This window comes from Amycolatopsis japonica (genome assembly GCF_000732925.1).
Classification (GTDB): domain Bacteria; phylum Actinomycetota; class Actinomycetes; order Mycobacteriales; family Pseudonocardiaceae; genus Amycolatopsis; species Amycolatopsis japonica.
The window spans coordinates 6,984,917-7,000,836 of sequence record NZ_CP008953.1; the positions used below are offsets into that span (position 1 = coordinate 6,984,917).

At 69.6% G+C, this 15,920-nt stretch carries 13 protein-coding genes; all 13 read right to left on the bottom strand.

Annotated elements, in window-relative coordinates; translation table 11 throughout:
* Positions 1-12 precede the first annotated feature (12 nt).
* Positions 13-1,386: an alkaline phosphatase family protein gene (locus AJAP_RS32120; protein WP_038518467.1), complete on the bottom strand. Its 1,374-nt coding sequence runs from the start codon at positions 1,384-1,386 to the stop codon at positions 13-15.
* On the bottom strand, positions 1,383-2,453 hold the full coding sequence (gene eboE / locus AJAP_RS32125; protein ID WP_038518470.1) for a metabolite traffic protein EboE: 1,071 nt from the start codon (positions 2,451-2,453) through the stop codon (positions 1,383-1,385). Before eboE ends, AJAP_RS32120 begins: the two co-directional genes overlap by 4 nt.
* The gene (locus AJAP_RS32130; protein WP_038518473.1) at positions 2,450-3,313 is read right to left on the bottom strand and encodes a TatD family hydrolase; all 864 of its coding nucleotides are present in this window, start codon (positions 3,311-3,313) and stop codon (positions 2,450-2,452) included. Before AJAP_RS32130 ends, eboE begins: the two co-directional genes overlap by 4 nt.
* A gap of 4 nt (positions 3,314-3,317) precedes the next feature.
* On the bottom strand, positions 3,318-4,730 hold the full coding sequence (locus AJAP_RS32135) for an EboA domain-containing protein (protein ID WP_038518476.1): 1,413 nt from the start codon (positions 4,728-4,730) through the stop codon (positions 3,318-3,320).
* The gene (locus tag AJAP_RS32140) at positions 4,727-5,575 is read right to left on the bottom strand and encodes an SCO3242 family prenyltransferase (protein ID WP_038518478.1); all 849 of its coding nucleotides are present in this window, start codon (positions 5,573-5,575) and stop codon (positions 4,727-4,729) included. Before AJAP_RS32140 ends, AJAP_RS32135 begins: the two co-directional genes overlap by 4 nt.
* Positions 5,572-6,729: an inositol-3-phosphate synthase gene (locus AJAP_RS32145; RefSeq protein WP_038518480.1), complete on the bottom strand. Its 1,158-nt coding sequence runs from the start codon at positions 6,727-6,729 to the stop codon at positions 5,572-5,574. Before AJAP_RS32145 ends, AJAP_RS32140 begins: the two co-directional genes overlap by 4 nt.
* Before the next feature lie 109 nt (positions 6,730-6,838).
* On the bottom strand, positions 6,839-8,008 hold the full coding sequence (locus AJAP_RS32150) for a Gfo/Idh/MocA family protein (protein ID WP_038518483.1): 1,170 nt from the start codon (positions 8,006-8,008) through the stop codon (positions 6,839-6,841).
* Positions 8,009-8,050: 42 nt separating this feature from the next.
* On the bottom strand, positions 8,051-9,103 hold the full coding sequence (locus AJAP_RS32155; protein ID WP_038518486.1) for a substrate-binding domain-containing protein: 1,053 nt from the start codon (positions 9,101-9,103) through the stop codon (positions 8,051-8,053).
* Between the two features lie 22 nt (positions 9,104-9,125).
* Complete coding sequence (locus AJAP_RS32160; protein WP_228694672.1) at positions 9,126-10,103, bottom strand: ABC transporter permease; 978 nt, start codon at positions 10,101-10,103, stop codon at positions 9,126-9,128.
* Between the two features lie 35 nt (positions 10,104-10,138).
* Positions 10,139-11,641 carry a sugar ABC transporter ATP-binding protein gene (locus AJAP_RS32165; RefSeq protein ID WP_038518491.1) on the bottom strand — a complete coding sequence of 501 codons (1,503 nt, stop codon included), beginning with the start codon at positions 11,639-11,641 and terminating at the stop codon, positions 10,139-10,141.
* Entirely contained in the window at positions 11,638-12,855 is a 1,218-nt protein-coding gene (locus AJAP_RS32170) for an ROK family protein (RefSeq protein ID WP_228694674.1), read from the bottom strand. Before AJAP_RS32170 ends, AJAP_RS32165 begins: the two co-directional genes overlap by 4 nt.
* 343 nt (positions 12,856-13,198) lie before the next feature.
* Complete coding sequence (locus tag AJAP_RS32175; protein ID WP_016331776.1) at positions 13,199-14,401, bottom strand: ROK family transcriptional regulator; 1,203 nt, start codon at positions 14,399-14,401, stop codon at positions 13,199-13,201.
* Positions 14,402-14,493: 92 nt separating this feature from the next.
* On the bottom strand, positions 14,494-15,861 hold the full coding sequence (locus tag AJAP_RS32180; protein ID WP_038518499.1) for a DHA2 family efflux MFS transporter permease subunit: 1,368 nt from the start codon (positions 15,859-15,861) through the stop codon (positions 14,494-14,496).
* Positions 15,862-15,920 lie beyond the last annotated feature (59 nt).

The window sequence follows — 15,920 nt, forward strand, 5'->3', positions numbered from 1 at the left end:
CGAGGACCTCCTCTACTTCAGTCCTTGCAGCGACAACAGAAGCGGGTGCACGTCAGTGGCCCCCACACGACCGGACGGTTCGAACGCCGGATCCGAACAGAGCAACACCGGACCGTCCTCTGTGGAATCGGGCAGCCGTCCGTGCGAGCCGCGCACCCAGCGCGGGTCGGTCGGGACGACGTCCATCGCGTACCGGAGCCCGGCGAACTTCTTCGCCAGGTTGAGCCCGGCCCGTGCCTTGGCGAACTTGTCCTCCGGGTCGAAGAACAGCTCGGCGGGGTCGTAACCCGGTTTGCGGTGGATCTCGACGCCGCGCGCGAAGTCGGGCTTCCGCTCGTCGTCGAGCCAGTAGTAGTAGGTGAACCACGAGTCCGGCTCGGCGACCGCGACGAGCTCGCCGGCGCGTTCGTGGTCGATCCCGTACTTGCCCTGTGCCTCGCGGTCGAGCACCTCGTCGACGCCGGTCAGCTCGCCGACGATCGAGCGCACCCGCTCCAGATCGGCGGAATCGCGGACGTAGACGTGCGCGACCTGGTGGTCGGCGACGGCGAACGCACGCGATGCCCACGGGTCGAGGTACTCCATGCCCGCCTGGGTGTAGACCTCCAGCAGCCCCTCGCGCCGCAGTGCCCGGTTGATGTCGACCGGCCGGTGCACGTTGGTGATCCCGTACTCGCTGAGCGCGACCACGGTCGCCCCGGCGTTGCGGGCGTCATCGAGCAACGGCGCCAACGCGTTGTCCAGTTCCCGCGCGGCCTGCCGTGCCTGCGGCGCGTCGGGGCCGAAGCGCTGCAGGTCGTAATCCAAGTGCGGAACGTAGGTCAGCAGCAGATCCGGTCGCTTCTCCCGCAGGATCTGCCGCGACGCCCCGATCACCCACTTGCTCGATTTGAGCGACGCCGTCGGGCCCCAGTACTGGAAGAGCGGGAACTCCCCCAGCGCACCGGTCAGCTGATCGTGCAGTTCCGGCGGGCGCACGTAGGCGTCCGGCGACTTGCGGCCGTCGGCATGGTAAATCGGCCGCGGGGTCACCGTGACGTCGGTGCTCATCCCCATCGCGTACCACCAGCACACGTTCGCCGACGTGTAGCCGGGGTGCGCCGCCCGCGCGGTCTCCCACAGCTTCTCGCCGCCGACGAGCCGGTTGTGCTGGCGCCACAGGAAGATCTCGCCGAGCTCGCGGAAGTACCAGCCGTTGCCGACGATCCCGTGCTGCGCGGGCATGAGCCCGGTGAGGAACGTCGACTGCGCGCTGCAGGTGACCGCGGGCAGCACCGTGCCCAGTTCGGCCTGCCAGCCGTCGCGGGCGACGGCGGACAGTTTCGGCATGTCCCGCAACGCCTTCGGGGTCAGCCCGACGACGTCGATGACGACCAAGGGTTTCACGCGGAAGCCCCTTCCTTGACGAGGTTCGCCTGTGCCCATTCGAGTTCCGCGGCGATCCCGCCGACGAGGTCGCCCGCGTCCGGGAGCACGCTCCAGGTGTAGGTCTCGACTTCGATATGCGGTTCGCCGGGCAGCTCGGCGGCGACGGTGCGCAGGACGTCGGTCGTGGTGGACAGCGGCGCGGCAGGCGCCTGGTGCAGCGGCATGTGGAAGTGCACGCGCCACGGCCCCTCCCCCGGCAGGTCGGTCCACGCCTCGGGCAGGTCGTCGGCCTTGCGCACGACACCACCCGAAAACTCGCGGACCTGGTGCAGATACCGCGGTTCCGCGAACGCCGCCAACGCGTCACGGGCCTCGGCCGGGTCTTCGACGTGCAACGCGGCGGAAGCCTGCACCTTCACGATGTCCACATCGGACTCCGCGATCGCCCTGAGCGTCTCCGTCGGATCGGCGAACGACACCGCGAGGTGACAGGTGTCCAGGCACAGCCCGACGTACTCCGGGTCGACGCGGCCGGACAGCCAGCCCAGCGCGTCGGCCACCGTGTCGAGCACGCAGCCGGGTTCGGGTTCGACGGCCAGTTTGATCGGCCGGTCACCGATCGCGCGGACGACCTCGGCGAAGGACTCGATCGCTCGCCGGTCGTCCTGTTCGCCCCACGGTTCACGCCAAGCCAACGGCAGCGTGGATATGCTGCCGTAAGAAGCATCCCCGGCGAGAAGGTCGGACAACACGTTCACGCAGTCGATCGTGTAGGCGACCCGGTCCGGGTGTGTCCACTCAGGACGGTAGACCGCGTGCTTGACGACGTCGTCGTGGAAACCGCCGTACGGGAAGGCGTTGAGCGTGTACACCGACAGCCCGCGGGCGTCGAGTTCGGCACGGAAACGCTTGCGCGCCTCGGCGTCTTCGGCGAGCCCGCGCGCGACCGGCGCGGAAAGCCACAGCCCGACGCCGAGCCGATCGGCGCCCAGCCGCTCACGCACGGGGAGCGCGTACCGCTCCAGCTGCGCGACGATACCGTCGACGTCTTCAGCGGGGTGGACGTTCGTACAGTAGGAGATCATTTGCGGGCACCTCGCAGCACCGAGTTGCCCTCGAACGTCACGGCCTCGCCGGTGAACCCGGGCAGCGGGTCGAGCGTGAGCCTGCCGCTGAGCCCGTAGAAGTCGACCGGGTTCTGCCACAGCACCTTGTCGACGTCGGCCTCGGTGAACCCGCCGTCGAGCATCGCCTGCCCGGTCTTGGCGGTCTTCAACGGATCGGACCGGCCCCAGTCGGCGGCCGAGTTGACGATCATCTTCTCCAGCCCGTACTGGCGCAGGATCTCGACCATCCGGTGTTCGTCCATCTTGGTGTCCGGGTAGATGGAGAAACCCATCCAGGCGCCGGAATCCTTGACCAGCTTGACGGTGAGCTCGTTGAGGTGGTCGACGACCACGCGCTCCGGCGCGACGCCGGCCTCGCGCACGACGTCGAGCGTGCGCTTGGTGCCTTCCAGCTTGTCGCGGTGCGGGGTGTGCACCAGAACCGGAAGGTCGTGTTCCAGCGCCATCGCCAGCTGCTGGGCGAAGACCTCGTCCTCTTCCTTGGTCATCGAGTCGTAGCCGACCTCGCCGACCGCGACCACGCCGTCCTTCGCCAGGTACCTCGGGAGCACGTCGAGCACCTCGCGGCAGCGGGGGTCGTTGGCCTCCTTGGGGTTCAGCGCGATCGTGCAGTGGTGCCGGATGCCGAACTGCGCGGCACGGAACCGTTCCCAGCCGATGAGCGCGTCGAAGTAGTCGGTGTACGAGCCGACGCTGGTGCGCGGCTGCCCCAGCCAGAACGCGGGTTCGACCAGCGCGCGGACACCGGCCGCGTACATCGCTTCGTAGTCGTCGGTGGTCCGGGAGGACATGTGGATGTGGGGATCGAAGATACGCACTGGCTCAGTTCTCCTTGAGGAGTTCGAGGGCGTCGGCGGGTACGTCACGTCCGGCCGCCCTGCGTTCGTCGGCGAAATCGGCGAGCATTCTCCGCAGCTCGTCGTCCGCGCGGGAAGTGAGGTCCGCGACGGCGGCCAGCGGCACACCGACGAAGACGCATTTGAGGACGCCGTGGCGCCACGTGTGGTCGTCCAGGAACCGGGCGAAGGCACCCATCGCGGCGGCGACCAGCCTGATGTCGTTGGCGCGCAAGGCGTCCTCGACCAGCTTGATCCCGGCATCGGTGACTTCGGCCCCTGGCGACTTCAGCGCGGAGAGCGCCCGCAGGACCCCGCGCCGCTCGGCGTCGTCGCCGTAGCGGTAGAGATCGCGTAGTTCCGCGGCCAGCGCCGCGTCGTCGAGGACGTCGGCCAGCACCGACACGAGCCGGACCCGTGCCCGGTCGTCGACCGTGCCGTGGACCAGACCCTGCGGATCGGTGTCCGGGCGCAGCGCCTCACGACCGACCTCGCGGCCGACGGCCGGGAAGATCGAGCCGATCACCGACGGCTTCTCCCGGATCCGGCGTTCCGCCTTGGCCTGCCACGTCTGCGGCATCGCCGCGGTGAGCGCCTCGAAGGCCCGGCGCGCGGTGTCCGGCGCGGCATGGCTGTGCCGGGGCAGTTCGACCGCGGCCAGCCCGGTGTAGCCGATCTCCGCCAGCGCGGCGAGCGTCCCCGGCAGATCCAGATGCCCGTCGCCGAACTCCAGATGCTCGTGGACCCTCGGCAGCATGTCGTCCAGCTGCACGTTCCACAGCAGCGGACCGGCGAGGCGGACGCATTCGGCCGCGTTCACCGGCTCGACGGCGACACAGTGCCCGACGTCGAGCGTGACCCCGAAGAGATCCGGTTCGCCGAGTTCCTTGCGCAGGTCCAGGACCTGGGCCAGATGCTGCACGAGGTGGCCGGGCTCGGGTTCCATCGCCAGCCGCACGTTCAGCCGCGCGGCGTGCTCCAGGACCGCCGCGACCCCTTCACGCAACCGCGACCAGGCCAGATCGTTGTCCACAGTGGACACACCCGACCAGAACGACACGCAATCCGCACCGAGGTCACCGGCGATTTGCAAAGCCCGCGCCAGGAAGTCGATCCGCAACGCGGGGTCGTCCGAAAGCAGCGTCGGCGAGTGCTTGCGCCACGGGTCGAGCAGGTACCGCGCGCCGGTCTCGATGACGACCCGGTTCAGGCCGAGCGTCGAAAGCCGGGAGGCCACATGGTCGACCTGCCGCGCCAGATCGTCGGCGAACGGGTCGAGGTGATCGTGGTCCAGGGTCAGCGCCACCCCGGTGTAGCCGAGGTCGGCGATCACCGCGAGCGCGTCGTCGAGGCGGTGGTTGGAGAAGCCGTTGGTGCCGTATCCGAGTGAGAACGTCATGTGGGGCTCACCTTCCTCGACAGCTTGCGGGCGATCGGCAGCGCGGCCGCGACCAGCGCCGCCCCCAGTACCGAGCCCTTCGCCGTGACCGCCGCCTGCAGCGGGACCATGCCGTGGATGCCGTTCTTGGTCGCCGACCGCACGGATTTCGCCGACGGGTCGCGGACGGCGTCCGCCTGCGCCCGGCCGACCAGGCCCGCGTAGCCCGAACCGGCGGCCATCGAGGCGGCGCGATGCCAGCCCCCACGGGCCGGTCCGGTCAATGCCAACGTTGTCGCCGCGCAGCTGGTGGCCAAGGCCGCCCGGGCGGTCGCCGGGTTCGCCCCGTGGACCTCCCCGGTGGAGAGCGCGGTGACACCGAGCGTGTGGACGCCGACCGCCGCCGCGGCCGTGGCCGCCTTCTTCGGCGAATCACCTGCACCCAGCAGGACGTCGAGCGTGCGGCACGCCGCCATGGCCACCGGTCCGGCCGGGGTCGGTTTGAGCACGGTGTCGTAGGCCCACACCGACGCCGCGAGCGGGACCGCGACGCGCATCGCCCGACGGCCGCCGCCGAGCGCTGCCAGGCCGAGTCCGGCGGCGGTCAGCGCGGCACCGGTGGTGAGCGCCGCGCCCGCGCTCACCCGCCCGGACGGGATCGGGCGCTCGGGCCGCTCCACGGCGTCGAGCTTCCGGTCCGCCCAGTCGTTGAGGGCCATCCCGGCCCAGTAGAAGGCGACCGAGGACAGCGGCAGCAGCAGCCGCCGTCCGGTCATCTTGAGCCCCGCCGCGGCGGATCCGGCGACCGTGTCGCCGAGCACCGTCAGCGCCGCGGGCGCCCGGACGAGTTCCACATAGGCCTTCACAGGTCGGCCGCCCAGGTGACCAGGCGGGCGGTCTGCTCGGCGAATCGGTGTTCGTCGCTGCCCAGCGGATCCTTGAAGAAGAAGCCGAGTTCGGTCAGCGCGCCGCTCTGGCCGCCGGCGTGCGCCGCGGTGACGAAGCGGGCCAGATCCAGGATCAGCGGCGCCGCGAGCGCGGAGTCGTAGCCGGTCCAGGTGAACTGCAGGCTCATGCGCGCGCCGAGGAAACCCTCGAACGACACGTGGTCCCACGCGGTCTTGATCTCGCCGAGGTCGGGCACGTTGTCGATGTGCAGCGGCGCCGTGACGTCCTCGCCGAGCAGCGCCGCGAGCCCGCGCGCCTTGGATTCCAGCTTGCTGTTCGCGGTCACCGGGTCGGCGAGCGTCTCACCGTCGCCACCGCCCAGCAGGTTGGTGCCCGCCCAGGAGCGGACCTTCAGCGCCCGCGCGCTGAACATCGGCGCGAGGACGGTGCGCAGCAGCGTCTCGCCGGTCTTGCCGTCGCAGCCCGCGTACGGCAGGCCTTCCCGCTCGGCGAGCTTCCGCAGCGCGGGCAGGGTGATCCCCGCGGACGGCGTGAACTCGACGTACGGGCTTCCCGCCTTCGAGGCCGCGTAGGCCGACAGGGAGCTCGACGGGAGCACCGCCCGTGCGGGGTCGGCGAGCGCCGCCTCGAGCGCGTCGAGGTCGTCGTGTTCGGGCAGGTGGGGGCACGGGGCCTCGGTGGAGGACACGTTGACCACCACGACCCGCGCGAGGTCGTGCCGGTCGGCGAAAGACCGGATGTCCGCCGTGAGCCGGGCGGCCGCGTCGGCCTGGGCACCGGTGTGCGTCGCCGGGTGGTAGCCGTCGCGGATCTCGGCGTCCACCTCGGCCAGTCCGGACCGGACCGCGGAGAACACCGAGTGCCCGAAGACACCGGCGTGCGCCAGCTGTTCGGCGCGCTTCTCCAGCGGGGTGTGCACGATGTCGTGCCCGCCGAGGACCAGATCGTCCCAGCCCGGCAACGGAACCCCGGCGAACGCGGGCAGCTCGGTGACACAGCCGCCACCGCCGGCCACCCCCGCGCGGAGCGCGAGGAGCCCGACCGCCGCGGTAGTGGCGACAGACCCCCTCGCCCCGATCAACCAGATGCCCGTACGCTCGTGAGCAGGCATTTCTCCACCTTTCAAGAACCCGAGAACCCCAACCTCCGATGGTCGGATGTTTCGGATCGAACCAAGTCGCAGTGATAGCCGTCATGCGACTTTCGGCTGGATCTACTCCTCAGTTACTCCCCTTCACGGTGACTCCGGGCACAGTGGTCCATCGCGCCTCGTCGGACGCGCTGCGCTCGACCGCGTCCAAGACCTGCTGAACCCTCAATCCGTCCTCGAAGGACGGTTCGGGATCCTTGCCTTCGCCGATCGCGGTGAGCAGATCGGCGACCTCGTTGGTGAAGGTGTGCTCGTAGCCGAGCAGATGACCCGGCGGCCACCACACCCCGACGTACGGGTGCTCGGGTTCGGTGACCAGGATCCGGCGGAACCCGGCCTCGGTGGGCGGCTGGCCACCGTCGAAGAAGGACAGTTCGTTCATCGACTCGAAGTCGAACGCGAGGCTCGCCTTCGACCCGTTGATCTCCAGCCGCATCGCGTTCTTGCGGCCCAGCGCGAACCGGGTCGCCTCGAAACTCGCCACCGCGCCGCCGGTGAACCGGCCGAGGAACAGCGCGGTGTCGTCGACCGTGACCTGCCCGGTGCCGCCGTCGCCGTCCGGCCGCTCCTTGACGAAGGTGTTCGTCAGCGCGGAAACCCCGGTGATCGTGTCGCCGGTGACGAACTGGGCGGCGTCGACGATGTGCGCGCCGAGATCGCCCAGCGCGCCGGAGCCCGCCTTGTCCTTGTGCAGCCGCCAGGTCATCGGCGCCTGGGCGTCGGACAGCCAGTCCTGCAGGTAGACCGACCGCACGTGGCGGATCTCGCCGAGCGCCCCGCTCGCGACCAGTTTCCTGGCGTGCGCGAGCGCGGGCACCCGGCGGTAGTTGAACGCCACCATCGACCGGACGCCGTTGGCCCGCGCCTTCGCCGCCGCCTCGGCCATCGCTTCGGCCTCGGCGAGGGTGTTGGCCAGCGGCTTCTCGCACAGCACGTGCTTGCCCGCTTCGAGCGCGGCGATCGCGATCTCGGCGTGGCTGTCGCCCGGGGTGCAGATGTCGACCAGGTCGACGTCGTCGCGGGCGATCAGCGCGCGCCAATCCGTCTCGACGTCTTCCCAGCCGAACCGTTCCGCCGCGGCCTTCGCCCGCACCTCGTCACGGCCGCCGAGCACGGCGAGTCGCGGGATCAGCGGTGGCGTGAAGAACCGGTGCACGCTGCGCCACGCGTGCGAATGCACCGCACCCATGAACGCGTGGCCCACCATGCCGATCCCGATCGTTTCCGTTGCCGTGCTCAATACCCCTCCTATGTCTCCGCTTGCGTGTCGGGTACGCGGGTCTTACGAGTCGAAGCCGACGTCCATGTACTTGTCGACGTTCTCCTTGGTGACCACCGCGGAGTACGTGGTGATCTCGGCGGGGATCTCGTGCTCGGCGAAGTCGCCGGCGCCCTTGCCCTGGCCGAGCAGGCGGGCGAGCGAGATCGCCGAGGACGCCATCGACGGGCTGTAGAGCACCGTGGCCTTCAGCGGTTCGGCGTCGGACTTGATCAGGTTCATCGCGTTCTTCGACCCCGCGCCGCCGACCATCAGGAAGTTCTTGCGGTTGGCGTTGTTGATCGCCGCGATGACGCCGACGCCCTGGTCGTCGTCGTGGTTCCACAGAGCGTCCAATTTGGACGCCGACTGCAGCAGGTTCGACGTCTGCTTCTCACCGGACTCCGGCGTGAACTCCGCGGCGACGCGCGGTCCGACCGTGAAACCCTGACGGGTCAAGGCGTCCTTGAAACCCTTGCTGCGTTCCTGGGTCAGCGGCAGCGAGTCGATCCCCGCGACCTCGCCGATCACCGGGCTGGCGATGTTCTTCGCCTTCATCTGCTGGGCGATGTAGTTGCCGGCGTTGACACCCATGCGGTAGTTGTCGCCGCCGATCCAGGTCCGGTACGCCAGCGGGGTGTCGAAGACGCGGTCCAGGTTGATCACCTGGATACCGGCGTCCATCGCCTGCTGGCCGACCGCGGTCAGCGCCTTGCCGTCGAACGGCAGGATCACCAGGACGTTGACCTTGGCGTTGATCAAGGTCTCCACCTGGGAGATCTGCTGGTTGACGTCGTTGGTGCCCTCGGTCGCGTTGAGCGTGACCTCACTGAACTTCTGCGCCTGCGCGCGGGCGTTCTTGGTGATGGCCGCCATCCAGCCGTGGTCCGCGGCCGGAGCCGAAAACCCGATGGTGACGGGGGTTCCGGGCTGCGAGTTCGCCCCGGCGTTGGCCACGTTGGCCGCGTTGTTCTGCGCCGGTGCCTCGTTCGAGGTGCACGCGGTCAGCAGCGCACCCGCTCCGACGGCCGCGCCTCCCAGCAGGAAACGGCGGCGATGCAGGGATTGTTCGGTCATGACGACTCTCCATCCACGATGATCAAGTGCTCGTCTTTGTCTTTTTCACGGAGCGGAACTGCAGCAGCGCGGCCAGGACGATGATCACGCCCTTGGCGATGTTCTGGATGTCGGTGTCCAGGTTGTTGAGCGTGAAGATGTTGGACAGCACGGTGAAGATCAGCACGCCGATCAGGGTGCCGATGAGCGAGCCGCGGCCACCGGTGAGCAGGGTGCCGCCGATGACGACCGCCGCGATGGCGTCGAGCTCGTAGAGCATGCCGTTGGTCGAGGCACCCGCGGTGGTGCGGGCGACGACCATCAGCGCGGCGATACCACAGCACAGCCCGGCGACGCCGTAGACGAGCGCGGTGTGCCGTTTGACGTTGATGCCTGCCAGCCGCGAAGCCTCGGCGTTGCCGCCGACGGCGAAGGTGCGGCGGCCGAACGTGGTGCGGTTCAGCACCACCCAGCCGATCGCGAACACCAGCGCGAACATCCAGATCAGCACCGGGATGCCGAGCAGGTCACCGCGGAAGAAGTCCAGGAAGCCCGCTTCGGACACCACCTGCGTGCGGCGGCCGCTGATGCGTTCCGCGAGGCCGCGGGCGGAGACGTACATCGCCAGTGTGGCGATGAACGGCACGATCTTCCCGTAGGAGACCAGGATCCCGTTGATCAACCCGCAGCCGAGGCCGACCAGGAGTCCACAAAGGATCATCACGAACGGGCCGTAGGACTGGGTGGCCAAGGTGGTCAGCCAGACACTGGACAGCGCCACGATCGACCCGACCGAGAGGTCGATGCCACCGGCGATGATCACGAACGTCATCCCGACGCTGACCACCCCGATGGCCGCGGCGAGCCGCAGGATCGTGGAGATGTTGCCGTCGGTGAAGAACTGGTCGGGCCTGGTCACCTGGCCGACGATGCAGAGGATCACCAGCACCCCGGTCAGCCCGAGCAGCCGGGGATCGGCGGTGAACTTGAACCCTGTCTTCTTGGGGGGCAAAGGTTCCACGGCGCTCTCCGTACGCACCGATTCGGCTTGGTCGGTCACGCCGCACTCCCTTCGAGAATCACGTCGAGCACTTCCGCCTCTGTCAGCTCCGCGGACGGCTTTTCAGCCAGGACACGTCCTTCACGCAGCACCAGCACCCGGTCGGACAGGCCGAGTACCTCGGGGATCTCGCTGCTGACGAGCACGATCGCGACCCCGGTCGCGGCCAGTTCCTCGATCAGCCGGTACAGCTCAGCCCGCGCGCCGACGTCGACCCCGCGCGTCGGCTCGTCCAGCAGCAGGACCCGGCAGCCGCGGACAAGCCAGCGCGCCAGCACCGCCTTCTGCTGGTTGCCGCCGGACAGCGTGCGGATGATCCGGTGCGGGTCGGCGGGCCGGAGATCGAGACGCCGCAGGCTTTCCCCGGCGTCGTCGAGTTCCCTGCCCCGCTCGGTGAACCCGAACGTCGCGTACTTGCTCAGGCTCGCCAGGGTCACGTTGTGCACGACGGGCAGGTCCAGCAGCAGTCCCTGGCTCTTGCGTTCCTCGGGCGCCAGCCCGATCCCGGCCTTGACCGCCGCGGACACACTGCCCGGCCGGACGGGTTCGCCGTCGACCGACACCGAACCCGTGTCCTGTTTGCGCGCGCCGAAGATCGTCTCCAGCAGCTCGCTGCGGCCCGAACCGACGAGGCCCGCGATCCCGACGACCTCCCCGGCGTGCACGGTGAAGTTCACGTTCTCGAACTCGCCGACGGTGGTCAGGTTCTCCACCTTCAGGACCTCGTTGTCCGGGTCGACGTGTTCCTGGTGGCGCGGGCCGAACACGGTTTCGACCTTGCGGCCCGCCATCAGCGCGACGAGGTCGGAGGTGGGCGTCTCCTTGGCGTCGAGTCCGGTGGAGACCGTCTTGCCGTCCTTCAGCACGGTGACGCGGTGGCCGATCCGGCGCAGTTCTTCGAGCCGGTGGGAGATGTAGACGATCGCGACACCTTCGGCGGTCAGCTCACCGACGATGCGGAACAGGTTGTCGACCTCTTCGCCCGCCAGCGCCGCGGTGGGCTCGTCCATCACCAGCAGCTTCGCGTCGTACGCGAGCGCCCGCGCCATCGAGACCAGCTGCTGACCGGCGGCGGACAACTTGCCGACCTCGGTCGACGGCGCGATCTCGGGATGCCCGAGCCGCGCCATCAGTTTCGCGGCCTTGCTCCGGGACTCGCTGATCCGCGTGAACCCGAACGTCGCGCGCTCGCGGCCGAGGAAGATGTTGTCCGCCACGGAAAGCCCGGGCACCAGGTCGAGTTCCTGGTACATGGTCGCGATGCCGATCTTCAGCGCGGCGACCGGTGAGGGCAGCGTGACCGGCTCGCCCTGCCAGAAGATCTCGCCGCCGTCGGGCCGGTGGGCTCCGGCGAGCGTCTTGATCAGCGTGGACTTGCCCGCGCCGTTCTGGCCGAGCAAGCAGTGCACCTCGCCGGGTTCGACGTCGAAGTCGACCCCGTCCAGCGCACGCACCCCGGGGAACGTCTTCACGATCCCCCGGACGGATAGCAAGGTCATGCCGGAGCCTCCTCGGCCGTGGTGGGAACTAGCGTCGGATCGGCGAAAAGCCGTTCGGTGGCGAGATGCGCGGCGCCGCGCAGCGGGGCGGTGGTGCCCAGCGGCGACGGCTCGACGCGGCAGGCGGGCTCGTGCCCGAGCGGACGCGCGGACAGTTCGCGGCGCACCGGCTCGACCAGCCACTCGCCCAGTTCGGCGAAGTAGCCGCCGAGGACGACGAGGTCCGGGTCGAGCACGTCGACCACGGTGGACACCGCGATGCCGAGCGCGACCCCGAGTTCCGAGACCGCCGCGACCGCGCGCTGGTCACCACGCTGGACGCGGTGCTTGAGCAGCCCGACCCGGCCGTCGACGCCGAGCGCGGGATCGTGCAGCGGGTCGCCCGGCGAGGCGGCGCCGCGCAGGACGGCGTTGAGCCCGGCCTTGGTCTCCAGGCAGCCGACCCGGCCGCAGGGGCACTGCTCGCCCGACGGGTCGACGGTGATATGCCCGACCTCGCCCGCGAAACCCCTGGCACCGCGCAAAATCGCGCCACCGGACACGAGCCCGCCGCCGACACCCGTGCCGCCGCTGAGGTAGAAGAGCTCCCGCACGCCTTTTCCGACCCCGGCGACGGCCTCGCCGACCGCGCCGAGGTTGGCCTCGTTGTCGACCGTGATGGCCTCGACCGGCAGGCCGAGCCGGGCGGCGAGGAGATCGGCGATCTCGGCGTCGCGCCAGCGCAGGGTCGGCGCGAACCGGAGGACGGCGGCGGCCGAATCGACCAGGCCGGGAACCGAAACGGTGACCCCGACCGGCCGGCCGTCGAGCAGCACGGTCCGGGCGAGGAAGGCGAGTTCGTCCATGCTCCGGTGAAGCCCGAGCGCGGCGACGTCGGCGGTCTCGGTGCGCTCGGAGACCACGCGGCCGTCGAGATTCGTGACGACGGCGGCGAAACGGTCGGCCTCGACGCTGAGCGCGAGCCCGCACGCGCTGGCGCCGTTCAGCTCGACCAGCTGGCTGGGCCTGCCGTTGCCGCCGCCCTGGAGTCCGGCGGAGCGGACGAGACCGCGTTCGGACAGCTCGGTGATCAACCCGGAGACGGCCGCCTTGGTGAGCCCGCAGCGTGCCGCGAGCTGGGTGCGCGAGAGCGGCCCCTCGCGCAACGCCCGCAGGAGCGCGGCGAGGTTCGCCGTACGGGGGCTGACTGGGTCGAGCCGCCCGGATTCCGTCACCGCCACACAGTCCCCACTTACGAATCGGCCGTAACAAACTTTGTTACTTAGCCAGCGAAAGTAGGGTGGCGCCCGTCACCCGTCAAGGTGACAACAGGACAGAAATGTCGACTAAAGCCCTCCGTCACCCGATTAGCCGTCTCAAACGACACAGACTTTCGTACTTTTTGAGCGAAAGTCTGTACGATCTTGACGTTACTAATCGGAATCAGGTGAGTGCCCAACGTGCCGCCGGATGCTCACCCAGCGCTCCCCCGCACCCGCCCCCGAGCGCTATGAAAGGTCCTTTCCTTGCAAATTTTGCAAGGAAAGGACCTTTCATAGCGCGTGCCCACGGAGGCGGTCAGCTACTCAGTGTGAAGGCCCGGTCCGTGGCGGACCAGGCGGCCCCGATGACCCCCGCGGTGTCCCCCAGTTCGGACAGCACGATCGGCAGGTTCCCGGTCGCGAGCGGCAGCGACCGCCGGTAGACCGAGCTGCGGATCTCGGCGAGCAGCTGATGTCCGAGCTGCGCCACGCCGCCGCCGATCACGACCATGCCGGGGTTCACGAAACTCACCAGCGACGCGACCACCTGGCCGAGCCGCCGACCGCCGTCGCGGATCAGGTTGACGGCGCCGAAGTCGCCGGATGCCGCCGCGCGGCCGACGTCCTGCGCGGTGATCGCGCCGCGGGCCGCGACGACGTCGGCGAGGTACGTCGACCGGCCGCTGCGCGCGAGCGTCAGCCCGTCGCGGGCCAACGCGGCGCCGCCGAAGTACGCCTCGAGGCAACCCGTCTCGCCGCAGGCACAGGTCGGCCCGTAGTCGTCGAGGCGGATGTGCCCGATGTCGCCCGCGGTGCCGGCGACGCCGCGGTACACCTTGCCGCCCAGCACGATCCCGCAGCCGATACCGGTACCGATCTTGACGAACACCAGGTCGTCGATGGAGCGCGCGACGCCGGCGTGCCGCTCCCCGAGCGCCATCGAGTTCACGTCGTTGTCGACCGTGACCGGGCAGCGCAGCAACCCGCCGAGATGGTCGCGCACGGAGAACCGGTCCCAGCCGGGCATTATCGGCGGCGCGACCGCCATACCCTCGGCGAAACTCACCGGCCCCGGCAAGCCGATCCCGGCCGCGATCAGCTTGCCCGGCGCCTCTTCGCGGATCTTCTCCGCCAGCGCGACGACCCGTTTGAGCACGGCGTGCGGCCCCTGCCGGACGTCGCAGTCCTCGACGGTGTGCACCAGCACCTCGCACGAAGCGTCGGTGAGCGCGACCCCGACCGACGTCGCGCCGACGTCGACCGACAGCACCCGCAGGTCTCCCGCGAGCCGCACGAGGGTGGACCGCCTGCCACCGCGGCTCGCCGACGGACCCGCGGTCTCGACGAGGCCGACCTCGGCCAGCCGCGCGACCTCGGCCCCCACCCGGGCACGCGGCAGCTCCAGCCGCTCCCCCAGTTCGACCCGGGACATCGGTCCCTCATCGCGCAACAGGGTGAGCAACTGGGTCTGGTGCCGGGTTTCGACCGTCGGATGCTCCGACGTGGGTGCCGTGCTCATTCACCTGAGCCTACGGCGTTGTCCACCCGCTGTCCCAGATGACACTGGAAACCTTCACGCCCTCCGGACGGGAACAAACCCACCGGCCCTCGTCAGTCCTTTGTGGACATTTCGGCGCGGACGAGGAGCCACGACGGGATCAGCACGATCGCCGTGATCCCGGCGATCCACCCGTGCGCGCCCGCGACGGCCGCCGCGGACCCGGGAGCGGCGGCGAGCCGCGCGGCGACGACCGCGGTCAGGACCGACGTGCCGAAGGATCCGCCGATCCGTTGCAGCATGGCGAAGAGCGGCATCGCGTGGGAAATTCGCTCTTTGGGCACCGACACCAGGCCGGTGGCGAGCGCCGGCGTCGTGGTCAGCCCGATACCGCAGCCGCGGACCACCTGGACGGCCGAGAGCCACCAGTAATCGTCGGATCCGGTGAGCAGCGCGAGCGGCACCGTCCCGATGATCGTGACGATCAGCCCGGCGAAGATCACCCGCGCCCCGCCGATCCGGTCGGTCAGCCTGCCCGCGAGCGGAAGGGCCAGCACCGTGCCGAGTGCCAGCGGCGCCGTCAGGAACCCGGTGGCGATGAGGCTTTCGTGCCGGACGTCGAGGTAGTACAGCGGCAGGACGATCATCGCACCGAACAGGGCGATCCCCATCCCGAAGATGACGGCGGCGGCCGAGGAGAACGTCCGGTCTCGGAACAGCCGCAGATCGAGCAGCGGCGCGGGCGACTTCAGCGCGGTGACCACGAAGACGGCGAGCAGGATCGCACCGGCGGCCGCCGCGATCGGGGCGGCTTCGGCGAAGCCGTAGACGAGCAACGGCAATCCGGTCACGGTGAGCGCCAAACCACGCCAATCCAGCGGACGGGTGTCGACGGGCCCTTCCCTCGGCAACCGTTTCCGGCCCAGCAGCAGGCAGAGCAGCGCGAGCGGCACGTTCACCAGGAACAGCCACGGCACGCCGAACCGCTCGGCGAGCACACTGCCGGCCAGAGTGCCGAGCACGGGAGCGAGGTAGATCGGGACGCTCAGCACGGCCATCATCCGGCCGAGCCGTTTCGGCCCCACCATCGTCGCGAACAGGATCTGTCCCGCCGGGACCAGCAGCCCGCCCGCGGCGCCTTGCAGGACACGGAAGGCGATCAGCGCCTCGCCCGAGGGCGCCGCCGCGCAGAGGGCGGAAAAGACCGCGAACAGACCGACGCACCCCAGCCACACCCGCGTCGTCCCGAAGCGACGGCAGGCCCAGCCGCTCACCGGCACCATCGCGGCGAGCGCGAGCAGATAACCGGTCGCGATCCACTGGGCGGTACCGAGCGATGCACGGAATCCGGCCGCGATCGTGCCGAGCGCGACGGTGACGACGGTCGACGTGAACATCGACAGGAATCCGCCGACGGTCAGGATCGCGGCCGTCCCCCACAACGCCGGGGTCAACCGGTCCTCATCGGGACTTCCGATCATCCTACCTGCCCTTCTTATCACTGTTAAGTTCTTAACAGTGATAAGATACTGCCGAGTTG

Coding starts and splice junctions, on each gene's coding strand:
- eboE (WP_038518470.1), bottom strand. CDS start 2,453: ATGATCTCCTACTGTACGAACGTCCACCCCGCTGAAGACGTCGACGGT.
- AJAP_RS32165 (WP_038518491.1), bottom strand. CDS start 11,641: ATGACCTTGCTATCCGTCCGGGGGATCGTGAAGACGTTCCCCGGGGTG.
- AJAP_RS32180 (WP_038518499.1), bottom strand. CDS start 15,861: ATGATCGGAAGTCCCGATGAGGACCGGTTGACCCCGGCGTTGTGGGGG.
- AJAP_RS32155 (WP_038518486.1), bottom strand. CDS start 9,103: ATGACCGAACAATCCCTGCATCGCCGCCGTTTCCTGCTGGGAGGCGCG.
- AJAP_RS32135 (WP_038518476.1), bottom strand. CDS start 4,730: ATGACGTTCTCACTCGGATACGGCACCAACGGCTTCTCCAACCACCGC.
- AJAP_RS32145 (WP_038518480.1), bottom strand. CDS start 6,729: ATGCCTGCTCACGAGCGTACGGGCATCTGGTTGATCGGGGCGAGGGGG.
- AJAP_RS32175 (WP_016331776.1), bottom strand. CDS start 14,401: ATGAGCACGGCACCCACGTCGGAGCATCCGACGGTCGAAACCCGGCAC.